Origin of the sequence: Pedobacter glucosidilyticus, assembly GCF_002483235.1 — a bacterium.
Lineage (GTDB): Bacteria > Bacteroidota > Bacteroidia > Sphingobacteriales > Sphingobacteriaceae > Pseudopedobacter > Pseudopedobacter glucosidilyticum_B.
In genome coordinates, this window is record NZ_DLHN01000029.1 from 1 (window position 1) to 16,732 (window position 16,732).

Consider the following 16,732-nt stretch of genomic DNA (forward strand, 5'->3'; position numbering starts at 1 on the left):
CCTTGAATTATTCATTTTTTGTTTATTTTTTTCTTAGCATTCATGAACTCGTCCCTCGTTTTTTGGGGACTCGTATGTTTGAAATTAATAAGTTTCTTTGAAGAAAACAGGCTAAGAGATGGAAGAAATATTTTGGGTAAGGTAGTCTAGATGATATACCGAAAAAAGTAAGATTCTCCATTTCTATGCTTCTCCGAATCTGAACAGTACTTAGGGAGCTAAGCATCCCGAATAAATGCGAGTAAAGATTGTAGGAAGCTTGCCTTTAAACTTGAGTAAGATGAAAATAGTTAAGCAATGTATCGGAATTGATGTTTCTAAAGACGCTCTTGATTGCTGTATAGGCAGTATTGATTCCAACCAGAACCAGAGTTTCAGTAAGTCAAAGAAATTCACTAATTGTGAAGATGGCTTTAAAGAAATGCTAAAATGGGTAAAAATAGAGAAAGAAGAAGAAATAGTCTTTATTATGGAAGCTACAGGAGTTTATTACGAGAATTTAGCTTATTGGTTAAACCATCATGACCAAAAACTGTGTGTATTACTTCCTAACAAAGTAAAATACTTTGCTAAGAGTTTAAATTTAAAGACTAAAACCGATAGCCAAGATGCTAGATTACTTAGTCAGTTAGGTCTAGAACGCAAACTTAGTTATTGGTATATGCCCTCCAAGATGATGCGTGAGATTAAGTTTCTAAGTAGAGAATATCGAGAAACTAAAGCTAAACTGGTACAAATGAAAAACCAGTTACATGCTCGTCATCATAGTTATGGATGTCCTAAAAGCGTTGAAAGAAGACTCAAGAAACAGATTAGTCTTTTAGAAACCCAATTATTAGAAATAGAGGCAGAATTGCGATTGCAGGCCATGGCAGATAGTAAATTATATGATAAGATAGTAAGTTTAAGTACTATTCCAGGAGTTAGCTTTATGACCATTATTTGCATTCTTGCCGAAACCAATGCCTTTGCCTTGGTAGATAATGCAAAACAGCTAGTCAGTTATGCTGGACTAGATATTCAGCACAATCAATCTGGAATGAAAGAAGGTAAAACCAGAATATCAAAGAAAGGAAATAGCTTTATCAGAAACGCTTTGTATATGCCAGCATTATGTGCTAGTAAACATAATCCTGCCATGAAAGAATTTTATAACCAACTTATTGAAAGAAAACCAGCTAAAAAAATAGGTATAACAGCAGTAGCAAGAAAGCTTTTAATATTGATGTATGTATTATGGAAAAATGATACAGAATTTAATCCACTATTTGAGCAGCAAAAAGTAGCTTAATAGAAGTAGGCAGATCAAGTCTGCCTACGCAGGATGAACTCCGTAAAGTTCTCCTTATTTAAAGCAAAATTGTAAAAAAATATTTGGTTTTTAACACAGTACCTTTTTTTTCAAGAAAAAAGTGCCTAGGGTTGGCCGCCTATGAGGCCGGAAAGCCTTGTGCGCAACAACCATAACCCTATCTCTAAAAAACTTCTCCATATAAATCTGAAAAAAAATTAAGCTGAGGCATAGGGGTAAACTTAAACCAGCGTGTTACATCATTAAACAACTATAAATTATGATGTATTATAAGAACATAAGTTTAGCATTACTACTTGCCTTAACAAGTTACACAACTGATGCACAGCATTTAAAGAGAGACAAAATTCATTTTGGCTTTATTTATCCCCTAAGTACCAATGGCATAGATGCTCCTGCGGATACCAATCACCTTTCTATACATGCTATTGCTGGAGTGTCTGCCGCAGAAGATGGTGTAAGCATTGCAGGCATCAGTAATGTTGTTAAAGGTTATGCCAAAGGAGTTCAGGTAGCTGGTTTTTCTAACCATATCGGTGCTGAAAGTAAAGGCTTACTGATTACCGGTTTTAGCAATACCTATAAACATGCAGATGGTTTACAATTTGCAGGTTTTACTAATATCAGTGCAGGTAAAGTTAGAGGGGCTCAGTTCGCAGGTTTCCTAAATACCAGTAAAGGCAATACCGGAGCTCAATTTGCAGGCTTTGCTAATATAAGTCCGGAGGTTACAGGTTCTCAGTTTGCAGGTTTTGCCAATATTGTTAAGGATACCGTTACAGGGCCCCAAATAGCGGGTTTTATCAATATAGCAGATTCAGTAGGGTCGCAATTTGCAGGCTTTATAAATGTTGCCAGAAAGGTAAAAGGAGTACAAGCTGCTGGCTTTATAAATATTGCCGATAGTAGCGACTTTCCTATCGGGATTATCAATATCATTAAATCCGGAGAAAAGAGTTTGAGTTTCAGTACGGATGATCAACTTAATACTCTGGCTAGCTTTAGATCTGGTGGAAAGATTTTGTATGGTATTATAGGTTTGGGTTACAACTTTGAAAATAAAGACGAAGTATATGCTTTCGAGCTTGGCTTTGGGGCTCACTTCTTCCGTACCCGATATTTCAGGCTAAATGTAGAACTCAGTTCTCTGTGTTTAGAAAGCTTTAAAGCCGGAGAGTATTTCAAAAATTCCTTAAAAGTATTACCTGCTATCAAAATCAGCAAGCATATAGAACTTTACGGAGGCGCCTCTATCAATTATGTAAATACCAATACGCCAGAAGGTAGAAATCTAACAAAGTCATATATCCACTCCTGGAATACTGGCTATAGTCGAAATTTTAATGGGCTTTATTTAGGCTATACCGGCGGAATCAATTTTATTTTTTAATACTCAAATTCATATTCATCATGAACAATTTAAATTTTAACATTTTAATCTTATTGATATTAGCTTTTACAACCGTTTCTTGTCGTAAAGATCGTGTAGAAGCCAACAAAAACATCGTTACAGAAGAGCGTAACCTATCTGGTTTCCATAGCATAAGAAATAGTGGCGCTACAGAAGTTTTTATTACTTACGGTAATACGTTTAAAATTGAACTGAGAGGATCATCTAACCTTATACCTTATTTTAAAACACGTCTTTTGGGTAATACGCTACATTTGGGTTATCAGCAGGTAAATGTGGAAGATGATGATCTTAAAGTTTATATAACTATGCCTGTTATAAATGGTATAGCATTAAGTGGTAGCGGAGATGCAGAACTGAAAGGAGACTTCCCTGAGGCAGACGCTTTAACTATTGACATCAGTGGTTCAGCCGATTTTGAATCTTCAGAAGAATTACTTTACCATAACGTAAAAGTGAATATTTCTGGTTCTGGAGATGTAAAATTGCCCTTTCTGCAATGCAACACTGCTGATGTAAACATTTCTGGATCCGGAAATACCCGGTTAAAAGTACAAGATCATCTAAAAGTAAGAATAAGTGGAAGCGGCAAGGTTTATTATACCGGAAGTCCACAAATAGATAGTAAAGTAAGTGGTTCTGGCGGAGCGGTTAAAGTACCCTAAAACATGATCAATACAGCTGCTTTACAAGAGGCTTTAAGTATACTTCATGCAGATGAAAAACCATTATATTTGAATGTGCAGGAAGAAGACCTAACTGTTATAGATGAAAAGACTTTTGAACAGCTTTTTAAAAGTCATTATCAGGCCCTTTATGCCTATGCTTATACTTTTTTAAAAGATGAGATGCAGGCAGAAGAAACAGTACAAGGCTTCTTCTTAAAAGCATGGGAAAAAAGAAATCAGCTAGGTGGATTGCTGTTAAAGAAATCTTATTTATACAAAAGTATTTATCATGATTGCTTAAACCAGCTAAGACATCAAAAGGTAAAAAACCAGTACAGCCAACAACTTATGTATTTGGAAGGAGAATCTGCAGAGCGGTCTGCAGATACCAGAGCTCATACTAAAGAACTGGAACAACAAATTACTGAGGCTTTAAATGCTTTACCAGAGCAATGCCGTACCATATTTCAAATGAGCCGTTTTGAAGAATTAAAATATCGTGAAATTGCTGAAGCATTAGCTATTTCTGTAAAAACAGTAGAAAACCAAATGGGTAAAGCTTTAAAAATAATGCGTAGCAGACTAACAGAATTTTTGAGTTTAATGCTTTGGCTTATTAACCATTTTAACAATTAGGCTACTATGGATGAAGAATTATTGATAAAATATATAGTAGGCGAAACTGATGCCAAAGAGCAGGAACTGGTAAATAAATGGTTACAAGAAAGCAGCAATCATCAGAAAGAACTTGGCCGACTAAAGCGTATCTGGGAAGAAAGTAAAAAGATAAGTCTGCATGAATTACCAGATGCCGAAATGGCATGGGAGAAGTTTAAAATGAAACGCTCTCAACAAGAAAAAGTGCAGGTAAAACCCTTAAATACTTCACGTTTCTTGATGTATAAAGTTGCCGCCGCAGTAATTCTGGTAACCAGTATTGCCCTCATGTTATTTCTTTACCAACAAAAACCTACCCAGCTTAATGCGGCACAAGAAATACATAAAGCTGTTTTACCAGATGGTTCTAAAGTTGTACTTAACCGAAATAGCAGTTTAAGCTATCAGGATTTTGATAACGGGGAAAGATTGGTAAACCTACACCATGGTGAAGTCTTTTTTGATGTTAAACCTGATAAAACAAAACCATTTATCATAGATGCACAGGGTATCAAAATTAAAGTGTTGGGCACTTCTTTTAATGTAAAACAAAGAGATACCATCACTGAGGTTATTGTAGAAAGCGGATTGGTAAGTGTAACCAGAGGTAAAGATATGGTTAAACTAAAGGCCGGAGAAAAGGTATTTATAAGTACCAACAGCCCTTACTTACTTAAACAAGAAAATACCGACCTTTTGTTTAGGTACTACAGTAAGCAAGTATTAATAGCAGATAATACCCCCCTATGGCGTGTTGTAGAAGTATTGAATGAAAAATATCAGACAAAGATTGTAATACAAAATCCTCAATTAAAAAATGCTAAGCTTAATGCCACTTTTAAGGATGAGTCTTTAGATGAAATACTCAGGGTAATTGCTGCAACCTTTAATGCCCGTATTACCAAGGTTGATCAGCAGCAAATCATCATTAGCTTAAAAGAATGAAATACCTGATTACCGTATGCCTACTGATTTGCTGGTTAAAAAATGAAAGCCTGGCACAGCATTTACATCAAAAACTTAGTCTCCATCTCAAAGAAAAAACTGTTGAACAGGCTCTGGAAGAACTAAGTTTAAAAGGTAATTTCAGTTTCTCTTATGATGGTCAGCTGCTTCAAAAAGACAGTTTGATTAGTATAAAAGTATCTGAAACTTATGTTTGGCAAATTCTTGATCAGCTTTTTGCTGCTCAGGTGAGTTATAAAGAAACAGGCAAACATATTATTTTAAGACCCGCCCAACATCGTTTTCATATTGTAGCAGAAGAAATCTCTGCAACTAAAAACCAATACAAAATAAGTGGTTATGTGCTACACAACCTTACTGGTAAAGGCGTAGCAGGAGCAAGTGTGTATGAAAAAAAGTTGCTGCAATCTTCCCTTACCCATAAAGATGGTTATTTCAGGATGAGGTTTAGAGGCAATCATCCGGCAGTAGTTTTAACTGCCAGTAAAGAAAACTATAAAGATACTTCTATGATTTTTTTAGCTGATATTGCTGTCGCTCCAGAAGGTTATCAGGATAAAAACACAAAATCTTCCCTTACCATGTCATCTGTTATAGAGCGTACAGGAATAAACAGACTTTTATTATCATCCAAAAGAGGTATTCAGAGTTTAAACATTCCAGATTTTTTTGCTAACAGCCCATTTCAGGCATCTTTAATTCCAGGTATAGGTTCTCAAGGTATAATGAGCTCTCAAGTAATCAATAAAGCTTCTTTAAATCTTATAGGAGGTTATACCGCCGGAGTAGATGGTGTTGAGGTAGGTGGTGTTTTTAACATCACTAAAGGTAGCGTCGCCAAAGTACAGGTGGCCGGTGTTTTCAATGCAGTTGGAGGATCATTAAATGGTGTACAGGTAGCCGGAGTTACCAATTTCAATCTAGATACTATTCATGGAGTGCAGGTGGCAGGTGTTTGCAATTATACTCCGTCTGCTGTTTCGGGTGTACAAATTGCCGGAGTTTCTAATTATACTCCGCAAAACTTAGCAGGTGTACAAATAGCAGGACTTAGTAATATCGTATTAAAGCAGGTAGAGGGCACTCAAATTGCAGGGCTCATAAATATTAACGCAAAAAGCATACAAGGCACCCAGATTTCGGGTTTAGGTAATATCAGTTTCCAACAGGTTAATGGAACACAAATTAGCGGGCTATTTAACTACGCCAAACAGTTAAATGGTGTGCAAATTGGGCTTTTTAATTTGGCTGGTAGCTCTACCGGCTACAGCATAGGCTTATTTAATTTTTTTAAAGATGGTTACCATAAAGTAGAGCTTACCGCTGATGAAATACTTAATACGCAGCTTAGTTTTAAAACAGGTAATGCAAATTTATATACCTTCTTACTAGGTGCTACACATTTAGAAAAAGACCGTAAAGCTTTTGCAGCTGGTTTGGGTATGGGGCATGATTTTAGGTCTCTTAAAAAGCTACAATTTTCTTTAATGTTATCTTCAAAAGTATTTTTTACAGGTAATGATACCTATTTTCCTATTTTAAATAAAATAAGTTTACAGCCTTCTTTTCCTATCATAAAAAATTTAAGAGCTTTTGCAGGACCATCATTTAATTTTCTTTATGATGATAACCAACAAGTTGCACAAGGTTATAAAACAATTTCCCCTGCTTATGCCTCAAATTTAAATAGCCATATTAAAACTTGGGTAGGTTGGAATATTGGACTCACATTTTTTTAATTATAGTACTTAAAATTATTAGTTTTAAGCATCCTTATTTATAATCGCTTCATGATGCAAGCTGAAACGCTTAACCGTTTTAACAGAATAGTTTCCATATTTATCCATTTACAAGCTGGCAGAGTTGTTAGAGCGCAAGAACTGGCACAACGCTTTCAAGTAAGTTTACGTACCATTTACCGCGATATTAAATCATTAGAAGCAGCAGGTGTACCCATTAGTGGCGAAGCCGGAATCGGCTATTATCTTATGGAAGGCTACCGGGTGCCACCCACCATGTTTACGCCAGAGGAAGTTAACAGCTTTGTAGCTTCAGAAAAACTAATGCAAAAATTTAGCGATAAAAACTTAAGCGCACACTATGAATCCGCCATGTTTAAGCTAAAATCTGTATTAAGAGGGCAAACCAAAGATAGGGTTACTACGCTAGAAAATCAGGTTTGGATTAATACTGGTCATGATGTTTTTAACGACCAGGTGCCCAATGCTTTAAACATTTTACTGGATAGCATGGCAGAAAAAAAGCAGGTTACCATTCGTTATCAAAATTTACATGCCGAAGAAATTGTAGAACGTATTATTGAGCCAATTGGAGTTTTTAACGAAAATAACTTTTGGTACATGATGGCTTTCTGCTTACTAAGGCAAGATTACAGGCAGTTTCGTACCGATAGGATATTTTATATCGCTAAAACCGAAAAAAGTTTTAGTAAAAAACATAGCCCAGAGCTGATAGATGATTATAGAAAAGCTATGGAAACCCAACAAGAAAAAACCAAGGTGGTGATTAAAATTGATAAAGATATGGCCAGGTATTTAGGTACAGGTAAGAAATACTATGGCTTTATTTCAGAGAAAGTAAAGAAAGATAGTATAGAAATGACTTTCATGACCACTGATATACAAGAAAGCTTTGCCCGCTGGTTTATGATGTTTGCAGACAAGGCAGAAATTATAGAACCCGATAGTTTAAAAGAAAGAATAGCCGAAATTACAGCCGCAATAAATATAAAATTACGGTAGTAATAACATCTAATCTAACTCTCGACAATACAAACCCATATTTTCTAATCCTTGCGCAATATCTAAAGCTTCAAGCAAAGTAGTTTCAACCCGGAGGATGCGGTCGCAATCCTCCAGATCAAAATTCCAGTTCCCACTTTCATCCATAAGGCCTTTTAATACCTCATTAACGGTAGGTACCAATTCTTTTTCAACTGATGTTTTAAAAACCAGTATTTTTTTCATAGCTATCTTTCCCAAAAAAATGGGGGTTCAATCCCTAATGAGCGTAAATACACGTAAGCTTGCCCCCTGTGATGAATTTCATTATCAATAAAATAAAAAATGGTAGACCAAACAGAACCTTCATATTGGCCGAAAGCTAAAATATCCTCGTGAAAGCGTTCTAAACTAATTTTAGTCCACAGTTCATCAATTTGTACGGTAGCCTCGTCCCAAAGTTTTAAAATAACTGCTTTTTGTTTACCATGTTCCAAATGTTCATGAAGTTCTTCTGTTTTACCATAAACTATTTCTCTTAAACCCGGTACAGCAATAGCCAATAACTCTTGTACCATATCTGCAAAGGGTCTCATACCTCCAATACTATAATCAAAAAACTCTTGCTCTGGAAAAGCTTCTATCAACTTACGGGTTAAACCTCTGTGTCCTTGCCAGTGTGCTCGTAATTCCTCTGAAGTAATTACAGTTGTGTTTGTTTTTGTAGTTTCCATAATGATTTATTTTATATCCCAAAACTACTGTTGCTATTGACAAAGGCTTGTCAGCAATGTTAATCTATTTTATTATCCCTATCATCATCCTACAACAAGTAAATATGTATCTTACATCATCATTTAAAAAACATACATTTAGCTAAGACTAGTAAAACACCATTATAACATGAAAATTGCCGTTTTTAGTACCTACCATTACGATGAGGAATTTCTTAACAGATACAATACCGGTCATGAGCTTACCTACTTTACCCTGGCCCTTAACCCGGATACTGCACCTTTAGCCAAAGGCTTTGATGCCATTTGCATTTTTGTGAATGATAAAGTAGATAAAACGGTATTAGAAGTATTAAAATCTGCAGGTGTTAAATTAATTGTTTTAAGATGTGCAGGCTTTAACAACGTGGCTGTAGCCGATGCTAAAGCAATGGATATAACCGTAGTAAGGGTACCTGCTTACTCGCCAGAGGCAGTTGCAGAACATGCTATGGCATTGATTTTAACCCTAAACCGAAAAACACATAAGGCTTATAACCGTGTACGCGAGGGTAATTTTTCTTTAGAAAGATTGATGGGTTTTAACCTGCATAACCGTAAAGTAGCGGTTATTGGAACAGGAAATATTGGTAAAGCATTTTGTAAGATACTAAGTGGTTTTGGTTGCCAGATTAGTGCTTATGATTTGTATCCACAAGATGATGTAAAAGCCATGGGTGTACAGTACGGCACTTTAGAAGAAACCTTATGCGATGCTGATATTGTTTCTTTACACTGCCCTTTAACGCCAGAAACGCAATACCTCATTAACCAAAAAACATTAAAATTATTTAAACCTGGTGCCATGCTCATCAATACCAGCAGAGGTGCTTTGGTGCATACCAAAGATGCTATAAAAGCTTTGAAAAGCGGCCAATTAGGTGCTTTAGGTTTAGATGTTTACGAACAGGAAGGAGATTTATTTTTCCACGACTTATCTGAAGGAATTATACAAGATGAGATGATTACACGTTTGATTTCTTTCCCTAATGTGTTGATTACCTCGCATCAAGGATTTTTTACACAAGAAGCCATTGGCGAAATTGCAAGAGTTTCTTTTGCCAATATTGATGCTTTTTGCAATGGAGAAGAACTAAAAAATAAAGTAGATTAAAGAATTGTCTTATTTTCTTCTACCCTGAAGGCTACTATTTTTTCTATCAGAGCATAAGGGATAGGCTGGTTTAAAGGAAATTGTACCGAGCCTTTTCCTTGTTTATAAGCAGCCAACTCATCTGCAAATGCGGTATGACCACTTGGTGTTGCATAAAAACCAATATGATTTTTAAAAGCAGCAAAATATACCAATGGTTTTTTATGAAGCTTATAAGCAGGCATACCATAGCTGATGCTTTCTACAGCATCTGGTGCAAGTTTTTTGATAAGTTCTCGGATTTGTTTTAGCTGGTGCTGAATGACTTCCGGAAACTGAGCAATATATACATCAACAGATGCTAAACTTTCCATTTGATACAGTTTAAAATAAGGTTGGATTTTGAGTTGCCATTACCGGGATATGCAAACTGGTACCTACAGCTTTGTTAAGCTTTTGTATGAAATAAGCAGACAATAAAGGCGAAGCTAACTCTACATTCTGGTGTACAAAAAAATATAATTTTTCTAAACCTGCTTCTTTCCATAGGGTAATGCGTTCTACCCATTCATCTAGTCTGCTATAATCAGACTCATGATTGGCACCTACATAACGTATAAAAGCAACAGGCGTACTTAGTTTCATGTGCATCATGTCTCTTCTACCTGCTGTATCAACCAAAACATTACTAACATGGTGTTTTTTAAACAATTGGTAAAGCTCATCGGCAACAGCTTTATGGGTAAACCACTCTTCATTTCTAACCTCTATAGCTAGCGGTATAACTTTAGGGAAATCTTCTACAAAAGTCTTAAGACGGTCAAAATCTTTTGGTTTAAAATTATCATGCAGTTGCAGAAATACCATACCCAGTTTTTCTTCAAAATGGCTTATCGCATCGCAAAATAAAGTAACGGGTTCTTTAACATCTATCAACCTTCTGTAATGACTTACTGTATTGGTTATTTTAGGGAAAAATTTAAAACCATCGGGTGTTTTATCTTTCCAGCTGCTTACCTGGGCGCTACTAGGTAAATTGTAAAAAGTGGCATTTAGCTCGATACAATTAAATTGAGTTGCGTAATAAGTTAACTCGTCTTTTGTGCCTTTAGGATAAAAACCTTTTAAATCTGCTTTATTCCATTTTGCACAGCCTACGTAAGCCTCAAAAGCATTTTTTGCCGGCTTACTCCATATTTCCTTAGTTTCAGGAGCATCTGCCGGAAGGCTAAAATTTATAAGAGATGGGTCTTCTACTTTTCCAAATTGCATAATATCATCAAAATTAAAACAAAATACTTAGCCTTTTGGTAAGGTAAAGCTAAACTCAGAACCAACACCTTTTTGACTTTTAACACTTATCGTTCCTTTATTGGCCAATACATATTCTTTACATAAAATTAAGCCTAAACTATTTCCTTTTTCATTACCAGTTCCTGCTAAACTGATATTTTCAAAGTTGAAAATACGACTTTGTTTTTCGGCCGACATGCCTATACCGGTATCTTTAACCGTAATTTTAATCACTTCTTTTTCCTCTTCAGCAAAAATTTTGATACTGCCACCAGCATTGGTAAACTTAATAGAGTTGCCAATTAAATTTCTGATGATGAAGTCTAGATGTGCTTTATCTGCCACTACTTTAATATCCGTAGGCACCTCATTACTAAAGGATAGCTTTTTATCTTCTAAAAGTACATTTAAAAAATCTTTATTGAGGTTTATTTCTTCGGAAATGGAAATGGTTTGAGGGTTAATTCTTAATCCTTTTATTTGGGTTTCTCCCCATTTCACCAAGTCATTTAGGGTATCTAAATATGCCGTACTATTTTGTGTTATTTTGTCTATCAACTCAGCCTTTTCCTGCTCATCCAAATAACCGGCTTTTACCATCCCTAATAAGTTAATAATAGCGGCAAATGGCCCTCTTAAATCATGAGCTAAAACAGAGAAAAGTTTGTCTTTTACACTATTAGATTCCTTTAATTCTTGATTGGCTTTGGATAACAACTGATTAAATTGTCTATTCCTGCGGTTATTAATGGCCATAAAAACCAATACAAACAAACCCAAAATTGCAACACCTAATATGATAGTGCTGCGTAAGTTTTGTTGGGTATTGATGTATTGTAGCTCTTTAACCCTAGCTTCTGATTTGCTTAACTCATAATCAGCTTGCAAATCGCTTATTTTACTGTTGATATCTTGATATAAAAAACTATCAGCTAAGTTTTTCTCAGCTTCCTTTAGCCTCAAAGCTTCTTTATAGTTACCAGCTTGGCGGTAAAGTTTAACCATTTGGTTAAGAATTTCTACTTCTCTTTTGTAGATATTATTTTTTTTAGCAAGTTCTAAAGCTTGCTGATAATAAGCCAGGGAAATTTTACCATCAATATTTTTGTAATTTTCTGCCAAACCTAGTAATACTTCCATTTCTCTCAAGAAATTTTGTATTTCTTTGGCTTTTTTAAGTGCATCTTTTTGTAGCAGAATAGCTTCTTGCTTTTTACCTGTAAGCGCATAAACACTTGCCAAATTATTAGTTAAAGTAATATTTAAGCCTTGATATTTGATATTATTACTTAAAGCAATACCTTTTTTAAGATAATGCTCGGCTAAGTCGTAGCGTTTAATATCTCTGTAAATGACTCCAAAATTATTATAGATATTAAGTGTGATATTAGAAAATGGGATAGTATCGTTGATAAACTCGGCCTTTTTCAGGTATTTTAACGCAACAGGATAGTTTTTTTGGCCCAAATAACCTTCCGCTACTGTAAGGTTAGACTCCATAATACCAAAAGCATAATTGTTTTTTTCGCTTATAGCTAAAGATTTTAAAAAGTATTCTATGGCTTTATCATGATTACCCTTTCTATTTTCTACCACCCCTAACCGTATGGTAACTGCCGAAATACCTTTTACATTACCCGTTTTTTGGTAAAGCGTTAAGGCTTGTAAATATTGTTTTCTAGATTCGTTGTATTGTCCTTTATTATCGTATATCATCCCCAATTGGTTAAGCATCATTGCTTTACCATTATCATCATTTAACCTGTTGGCAAGCTCTAAACCACGGTTTACAAAATAAAGTGCGGTATCAGGTTTAAAGTATCGATATCTGCTCACTAAAGAATCATAAAGTTTAAGCTGTGGATTTAGCTTTACTGTTGGCTGAAAACCTAAACTTAAAACCGAGCACAGTATAAGCAATAAAAAAGTTAGGCTTTTGATATAATGCTTTTTTATGGTTTTAGATGCAATCATATTAAGTTATACTAATATAAAAATCTATCCGATAGATTTACACATTTTATAGCATTATTATATACGCTTATAACCTTAGTCTAGATGGGCATGGCAAAAATTATTTAAAATAATTTTATATCACTTTATGGAATTGGTATAATTATTACATCTTAGAGAAAAACAAATATGAATAATATGATAATCCAAATAAAAAAGAACATGAAAAAGTTAGTTTTAACCCTTGTAGCATTAGTTTTTGTAGTTCAAGCTTTTGCCCAAATAGATTTAAGAAAAAAGATTGAAGTAAATGGAAGTGCAGAAATGGAAATCACACCAGATGAAATTTATGTTGGTATTTCTTTAAAAGAGTATATGAAAGATGCTAAAAGAAAAATAAGCATCAGTACTTTAGAAAAACAATTACAGGCAGCAGTTTTAAAAGCTGGTATACCTGCTCAAGATTTCATGATAAATAACTTAAGTAGTTATACCAATTATTGGGAAAAGAAAAAAGACCCTGCATTTTTAGCCAGCAAACAATACCGTTTGAAAGTAAAAGATCTTTCTAATTTAGATGCTATCATTGCTGCTGTTGATGCACAAGGAATTGCATATACCAATATAGAAAGCTACTCGCACTCTAATATTGAGGCTTACAAAAACGAACTTAAAGTTAAAGCCCTAAAAAATGCTAAAGATAAGGCTACCACATTGGTAGAAAGTATTGGCGAAAAACTAGGTGGCGTATTGTTAATACAAGACCACAATAGTGATTTTACGCCACAACCAATGATGTATAAAACAATGGCTGTGAGAGCAGAAATGGCAGATGCCGGAGCAATGCCAGATATTGATTTTAAGAAAATTAAACTGAATTACACAATTAATGCAGCTTTTGAAATAAAGTAATAGCTGATTATTTTTAGATAAGGATATAACCTAAAACATATCATTTCACAATTAAAGGAGGCTGCCTCCTAAATTATTAGATGATAGTATGTGGAGCGCTTACAATAGGTAAGCGCTCTATTTGATTTATGCTATTTTTTGAGGCATAATATTTCTAATAACCATCATTAATCTAGATGCTAAAAGCCTTCAAAATTAACAAGAAATTTTACCTACCCTGTTGGCATGTCTGCCGCCTTCAAATGCAGTAGCTAAGAAAGTATCAATAATTTGCTTAGCCAAATCAAGAGAAATAAAACGTTCGGGAATACAAACTATATTAGCATTATTGTGGGCTCTTGCAAGTTTTGCCAACTCAACCTCCCAGCAAATAGCAGCTCTTATTCCTTGGTGTTTGTTGGCTGTTATAGCTACACCATTAGCACTTCCACAAATTAAAATACCTAAATCATAAGCACCACTTTCTACTGCACTGGCTGTAGGGTGTGCAAAATCTGGATAATCTGCAGAATCTGATGAATAAGTACCAAAGTCTTTTACTTCTGTAATTTGAGGTAAAGATTTTAGATAGGGAATAATTTCTCCTTTATAATTAAAACCCGCATGGTCTGCTCCTATGGCAATTTTCATATCCTATTAATTTGCGTAAAACTCTTGTTCTTCTTTTAATCTCTTTTTATTCACTCTGCCAGATACACCAATACTTATTTCATACAATAAAAATAGTGGGAAGCTTACCGTTAGCATGGTTAATATATCTGGTGTAGGCGTTACAATAGCGGCAATAATTAAAATTAACACCACTGCATATCTTCTTTTTTCTCGCATAAATTGCGGTGTCATGATACCCAGTTTTGATAAAATATAAATCACGATAGGTAACTCAAATACAACACCTGTTCCAAGTGTTAATGTTGCTACTGATGATAAGTACGAATCTATAGTAATGGTGTTTTCTATAATATCTGATACCGTATAATTGGTTAAAAAATTCACAGAAAGTGGTGCTATAATATAATAACCAAATAAAACACCTATCAGAAATAACATACTGGCATAAAAAACAAAACCACTGGCCGATTTACGCTCGTTCTCATGCAGTGCAGGTTTAACAAAACGCCAAACTTCCCATAATAAGTAAGGAAAACCTAAAGTTATACCCATAAGTAAAGATGAATTTAGCTGTAAGGTAAACTGGCCAGCCATTTCTGTGTTGATAATTTTTCCTGGGATTTCGGTAATACAAAAATCAGGACCTAAGTTAAAACGTTCTCCAATTTTACACATCATTTGGTAAGTCCAAAAATCAGGGCGTTTTGGTCCCATGATGATGATATCAAAAAGAAAATCGTAATAAGCAAAGGAAAGAACAGTAAATACGACAATAGCTACAGCAGAACGTATTAAATGCCATCTTAAAACTTCAATATGATCAAAGAAAGACATTTCTGCCTCTATAGTTTTACCTTTTTGCTTGATAGCTTCAACTAAATCTTTTTTTCTCTCTTTTGCCATGTTAAAACAAAAATACCATTCTGTTTTATAAACAGAATGGTATTTGTATAAATAATATCATGAATATTTATTCTGCAAAATCAAAAGACTCCATAAACTTAGTGGTAAAGTTACCTGCTCTAAAATTAGGATCTTTTAATAATTTTAAGTGGAAAGGAATCGTTGTTTTGATACCTTCAATCACAAATTCGCTCAAAGCTCTTTCCATCGTATTTAAAGCTTCTTCACGTGTTTGTGCCACGCAAATAATCTTTGCAATCATAGAATCGTAATTAGGTGGAATGGTATAACCCGCATAAACGTGGGTATCTATTCTTACACCATGTCCGCCTGGAGAGTGGAAATGTGTGATTTTACCTGGTGAAGGTCTGAAGTTATTAAACGGATCTTCCGCATTGATACGGCATTCTATCGCATGCATGGTTGGCTCATAAGATTTTCCTGAGATAGGAATACCTGCAGCAACTTTTATCTGCTCTTTAATTAAGTCGAAATTAATAACTTCTTCTGTTACCGGATGCTCTACTTGGATACGTGTATTCATCTCCATAAAGTAGAAATTGCGGTGTTTATCAACCAAAAATTCTACTGTACCAGCACCTTCATATTTTACGGCTTGCGCCCCAGCGATAGCTGCTTTACCCATTTTCTCACGCAACTCTGGTGTCATGAAAGGAGATGGAGCTTCTTCAACTAATTTTTGGTGACGTCTTTGTATAGAGCAATCTCTTTCAGAAAGGTGACAAACTTTTCCGTATTGGTCTCCAATAACTTGGATTTCAATATGACGAGGGTCTTCGATGAATTTTTCAAGGTATAAACCATCGTTACCAAAAGCAGCACCAGATTCCTGACGAGCAGAATCATAAGCTGGTTCAAACTCTTCATCGTTCCAAACAACACGCATACCACGGCCACCACCACCGGCAGTAGCTTTTAAGATAACCGGATACCCAATTTCATTAGCGGTAGCAATACCTGATTTTAAATCGGCAACCAAACCTTCTGAACCTGGTATGGTAGGTACACCAGCGTTTTTCATGGTTTCTTTTGCTGATGCTTTATCGCCCATGCTATTAATTTGCTCGGCTGTTGCACCAATAAATTTAATCCCATACTCCGCACAAATAGCAGAAAACTTTGCATTTTCTGATAAAAATCCGTAACCGGGATGTATAGCATCTGCATTGGTAACTTCAGCAGCAGAAATAATATTTGGGATATTTAAATAAGAATCTTTACTTGGAGGCGGGCCAATACAAACAGCTTCATCAGCAAACCTTACATGAAGGCTATCTCTATCTGCTGTAGAATAAACAGCAACAGTTTTGATGCCCATTTCTTTACATGTACGTATGATACGTAATGCTATTTCTCCACGATTGGCAATTAGTATTTTTTTAAACATTATTATTATTCAATTTGTCGATAATCGATA

17 protein-coding genes are annotated in these 16,732 nt (G+C 35.1%); 9 read left to right on the top strand and 8 right to left on the bottom strand.

Features of this window, described 5'->3' with window-relative positions; all coding sequences use genetic code 11:
- Positions 1-280: 280 nt before the first annotated feature.
- From B2745_RS12980 to B2745_RS13010, 7 genes are all read left to right on the top strand, one after another.
- Positions 281-1,291 carry an IS110 family transposase gene (locus B2745_RS12980; RefSeq protein ID WP_304067381.1) on the top strand — a complete coding sequence of 337 codons (1,011 nt, stop codon included), beginning with the start codon at positions 281-283 and terminating at the stop codon, positions 1,289-1,291.
- A gap of 280 nt (positions 1,292-1,571) precedes the next feature.
- On the top strand, positions 1,572-2,702 hold the full coding sequence (locus tag B2745_RS12985) for a hypothetical protein (RefSeq protein ID WP_304067384.1): 1,131 nt from the start codon (positions 1,572-1,574) through the stop codon (positions 2,700-2,702).
- A 20-nt stretch (positions 2,703-2,722) separates the two neighbouring features.
- Positions 2,723-3,388 carry a GIN domain-containing protein gene (locus B2745_RS12990; protein WP_304067386.1) on the top strand — a complete coding sequence of 222 codons (666 nt, stop codon included), beginning with the start codon at positions 2,723-2,725 and terminating at the stop codon, positions 3,386-3,388.
- Positions 3,389-3,391: 3 nt separating this feature from the next.
- Positions 3,392-4,027, top strand: coding sequence for an RNA polymerase sigma-70 factor (locus B2745_RS12995; protein ID WP_304067389.1), 636 nt, complete (start codon positions 3,392-3,394; stop codon positions 4,025-4,027).
- A gap of 6 nt (positions 4,028-4,033) precedes the next feature.
- Positions 4,034-4,993 (top strand): FecR family protein, encoded by a 960-nt coding sequence (locus B2745_RS13000; RefSeq protein ID WP_304067392.1) that lies wholly within the window; start codon positions 4,034-4,036, stop codon positions 4,991-4,993.
- Positions 4,990-6,753, top strand: coding sequence for a hypothetical protein (locus tag B2745_RS13005; protein WP_304067395.1), 1,764 nt, complete (start codon positions 4,990-4,992; stop codon positions 6,751-6,753). The genes B2745_RS13000 and B2745_RS13005 overlap by 4 nt, the downstream gene beginning before the upstream one ends.
- A 51-nt stretch (positions 6,754-6,804) precedes the next feature.
- Positions 6,805-7,776: a helix-turn-helix transcriptional regulator gene (locus tag B2745_RS13010; RefSeq protein WP_304067398.1), complete on the top strand. Its 972-nt coding sequence runs from the start codon at positions 6,805-6,807 to the stop codon at positions 7,774-7,776.
- A gap of 9 nt (positions 7,777-7,785) precedes the next feature.
- On the opposite strand, the gene B2745_RS13015 is transcribed toward B2745_RS13010, so the two are convergent.
- Positions 7,786-8,001 (bottom strand): hypothetical protein, encoded by a 216-nt coding sequence (locus B2745_RS13015; protein ID WP_304067399.1) that lies wholly within the window; start codon positions 7,999-8,001, stop codon positions 7,786-7,788.
- Positions 8,002-8,003: 2 nt separating this feature from the next.
- Entirely contained in the window at positions 8,004-8,489 is a 486-nt protein-coding gene (locus B2745_RS13020; protein ID WP_304067400.1) for a DinB family protein, read from the bottom strand.
- Positions 8,490-8,658: 169 nt separating this feature from the next.
- Here B2745_RS13020 and B2745_RS13025 point away from each other — a divergent pair, with 169 nt between their 5' ends.
- Positions 8,659-9,642, top strand: coding sequence for a 2-hydroxyacid dehydrogenase (locus tag B2745_RS13025; RefSeq protein ID WP_304067403.1), 984 nt, complete (start codon positions 8,659-8,661; stop codon positions 9,640-9,642).
- On the opposite strand, the gene B2745_RS13030 is transcribed toward B2745_RS13025, so the two are convergent.
- The 3 genes from B2745_RS13030 to B2745_RS13040 are packed head-to-tail and all read right to left on the bottom strand — an operon-like array spanning position 9,639 to position 12,888.
- Positions 9,639-9,995 carry an iron chaperone gene (locus tag B2745_RS13030; RefSeq protein ID WP_304067405.1) on the bottom strand — a complete coding sequence of 119 codons (357 nt, stop codon included), beginning with the start codon at positions 9,993-9,995 and terminating at the stop codon, positions 9,639-9,641. The two genes, B2745_RS13025 and B2745_RS13030, sit on opposite strands and share 4 nt — an antisense overlap.
- A gap of 10 nt (positions 9,996-10,005) precedes the next feature.
- Positions 10,006-10,893: a DUF72 domain-containing protein gene (locus B2745_RS13035; protein WP_304067407.1), complete on the bottom strand. Its 888-nt coding sequence runs from the start codon at positions 10,891-10,893 to the stop codon at positions 10,006-10,008.
- Positions 10,894-10,920: 27 nt separating this feature from the next.
- Positions 10,921-12,888, bottom strand: coding sequence for a tetratricopeptide repeat-containing sensor histidine kinase (locus B2745_RS13040; RefSeq protein WP_304067410.1), 1,968 nt, complete (start codon positions 12,886-12,888; stop codon positions 10,921-10,923).
- Between the two features lie 201 nt (positions 12,889-13,089).
- Here B2745_RS13040 and B2745_RS13045 point away from each other — a divergent pair, with 201 nt between their 5' ends.
- A complete protein-coding gene (locus B2745_RS13045) occupies positions 13,090-13,779 on the top strand; it encodes an SIMPL domain-containing protein (RefSeq protein WP_304067413.1) in 690 nt (229 codons plus the stop codon).
- Positions 13,780-13,974: 195 nt separating this feature from the next.
- Here the strand turns inward: B2745_RS13045 and rpiB are convergent, their stop codons facing one another.
- From rpiB to accC, 3 genes are all read right to left on the bottom strand, one after another.
- On the bottom strand, positions 13,975-14,409 hold the full coding sequence (gene rpiB, locus B2745_RS13050) for a ribose 5-phosphate isomerase B (RefSeq protein WP_304067416.1): 435 nt from the start codon (positions 14,407-14,409) through the stop codon (positions 13,975-13,977).
- A gap of 6 nt (positions 14,410-14,415) precedes the next feature.
- Positions 14,416-15,294, bottom strand: a complete 879-nt coding sequence (gene tatC, locus B2745_RS13055) for a twin-arginine translocase subunit TatC (protein WP_304067418.1) — start codon at positions 15,292-15,294, stop codon at positions 14,416-14,418.
- 67 nt (positions 15,295-15,361) lie between these two features.
- Positions 15,362-16,702, bottom strand: a complete 1,341-nt coding sequence (gene accC, locus B2745_RS13060; RefSeq protein WP_026905218.1) for an acetyl-CoA carboxylase biotin carboxylase subunit — start codon at positions 16,700-16,702, stop codon at positions 15,362-15,364.
- Positions 16,703-16,732: the final 30 nt, after the last annotated feature.

What these genes read in the sequence shown, in the direction of transcription:
- B2745_RS12980 (WP_304067381.1), top strand. Translation starts at nt 281, where the DNA reads ATGAAAATAGTTAAGCAATGTATCGGAATTGATGTTTCTAAAGACGCT.
- B2745_RS12985 (WP_304067384.1), top strand. Translation starts at nt 1,572, where the DNA reads ATGATGTATTATAAGAACATAAGTTTAGCATTACTACTTGCCTTAACA.
- B2745_RS12990 (WP_304067386.1), top strand. Translation starts at nt 2,723, where the DNA reads ATGAACAATTTAAATTTTAACATTTTAATCTTATTGATATTAGCTTTT.
- B2745_RS12995 (WP_304067389.1), top strand. Translation starts at nt 3,392, where the DNA reads ATGATCAATACAGCTGCTTTACAAGAGGCTTTAAGTATACTTCATGCA.
- B2745_RS13000 (WP_304067392.1), top strand. Translation starts at nt 4,034, where the DNA reads ATGGATGAAGAATTATTGATAAAATATATAGTAGGCGAAACTGATGCC.
- B2745_RS13005 (WP_304067395.1), top strand. Translation starts at nt 4,990, where the DNA reads ATGAAATACCTGATTACCGTATGCCTACTGATTTGCTGGTTAAAAAAT.
- B2745_RS13010 (WP_304067398.1), top strand. Translation starts at nt 6,805, where the DNA reads ATGATGCAAGCTGAAACGCTTAACCGTTTTAACAGAATAGTTTCCATA.
- B2745_RS13015 (WP_304067399.1), bottom strand. Translation starts at nt 8,001, where the DNA reads ATGAAAAAAATACTGGTTTTTAAAACATCAGTTGAAAAAGAATTGGTA.
- B2745_RS13020 (WP_304067400.1), bottom strand. Translation starts at nt 8,489, where the DNA reads ATGGAAACTACAAAAACAAACACAACTGTAATTACTTCAGAGGAATTA.
- B2745_RS13025 (WP_304067403.1), top strand. Translation starts at nt 8,659, where the DNA reads ATGAAAATTGCCGTTTTTAGTACCTACCATTACGATGAGGAATTTCTT.
- B2745_RS13030 (WP_304067405.1), bottom strand. Translation starts at nt 9,995, where the DNA reads ATGGAAAGTTTAGCATCTGTTGATGTATATATTGCTCAGTTTCCGGAA.
- B2745_RS13035 (WP_304067407.1), bottom strand. Translation starts at nt 10,893, where the DNA reads ATGCAATTTGGAAAAGTAGAAGACCCATCTCTTATAAATTTTAGCCTT.
- B2745_RS13040 (WP_304067410.1), bottom strand. Translation starts at nt 12,888, where the DNA reads ATGATTGCATCTAAAACCATAAAAAAGCATTATATCAAAAGCCTAACT.
- B2745_RS13045 (WP_304067413.1), top strand. Translation starts at nt 13,090, where the DNA reads ATGAAAAAGTTAGTTTTAACCCTTGTAGCATTAGTTTTTGTAGTTCAA.
- rpiB (WP_304067416.1), bottom strand. Translation starts at nt 14,409, where the DNA reads ATGAAAATTGCCATAGGAGCAGACCATGCGGGTTTTAATTATAAAGGA.
- tatC (WP_304067418.1), bottom strand. Translation starts at nt 15,294, where the DNA reads ATGGCAAAAGAGAGAAAAAAAGATTTAGTTGAAGCTATCAAGCAAAAA.
- accC (WP_026905218.1), bottom strand. Translation starts at nt 16,702, where the DNA reads ATGTTTAAAAAAATACTAATTGCCAATCGTGGAGAAATAGCATTACGT.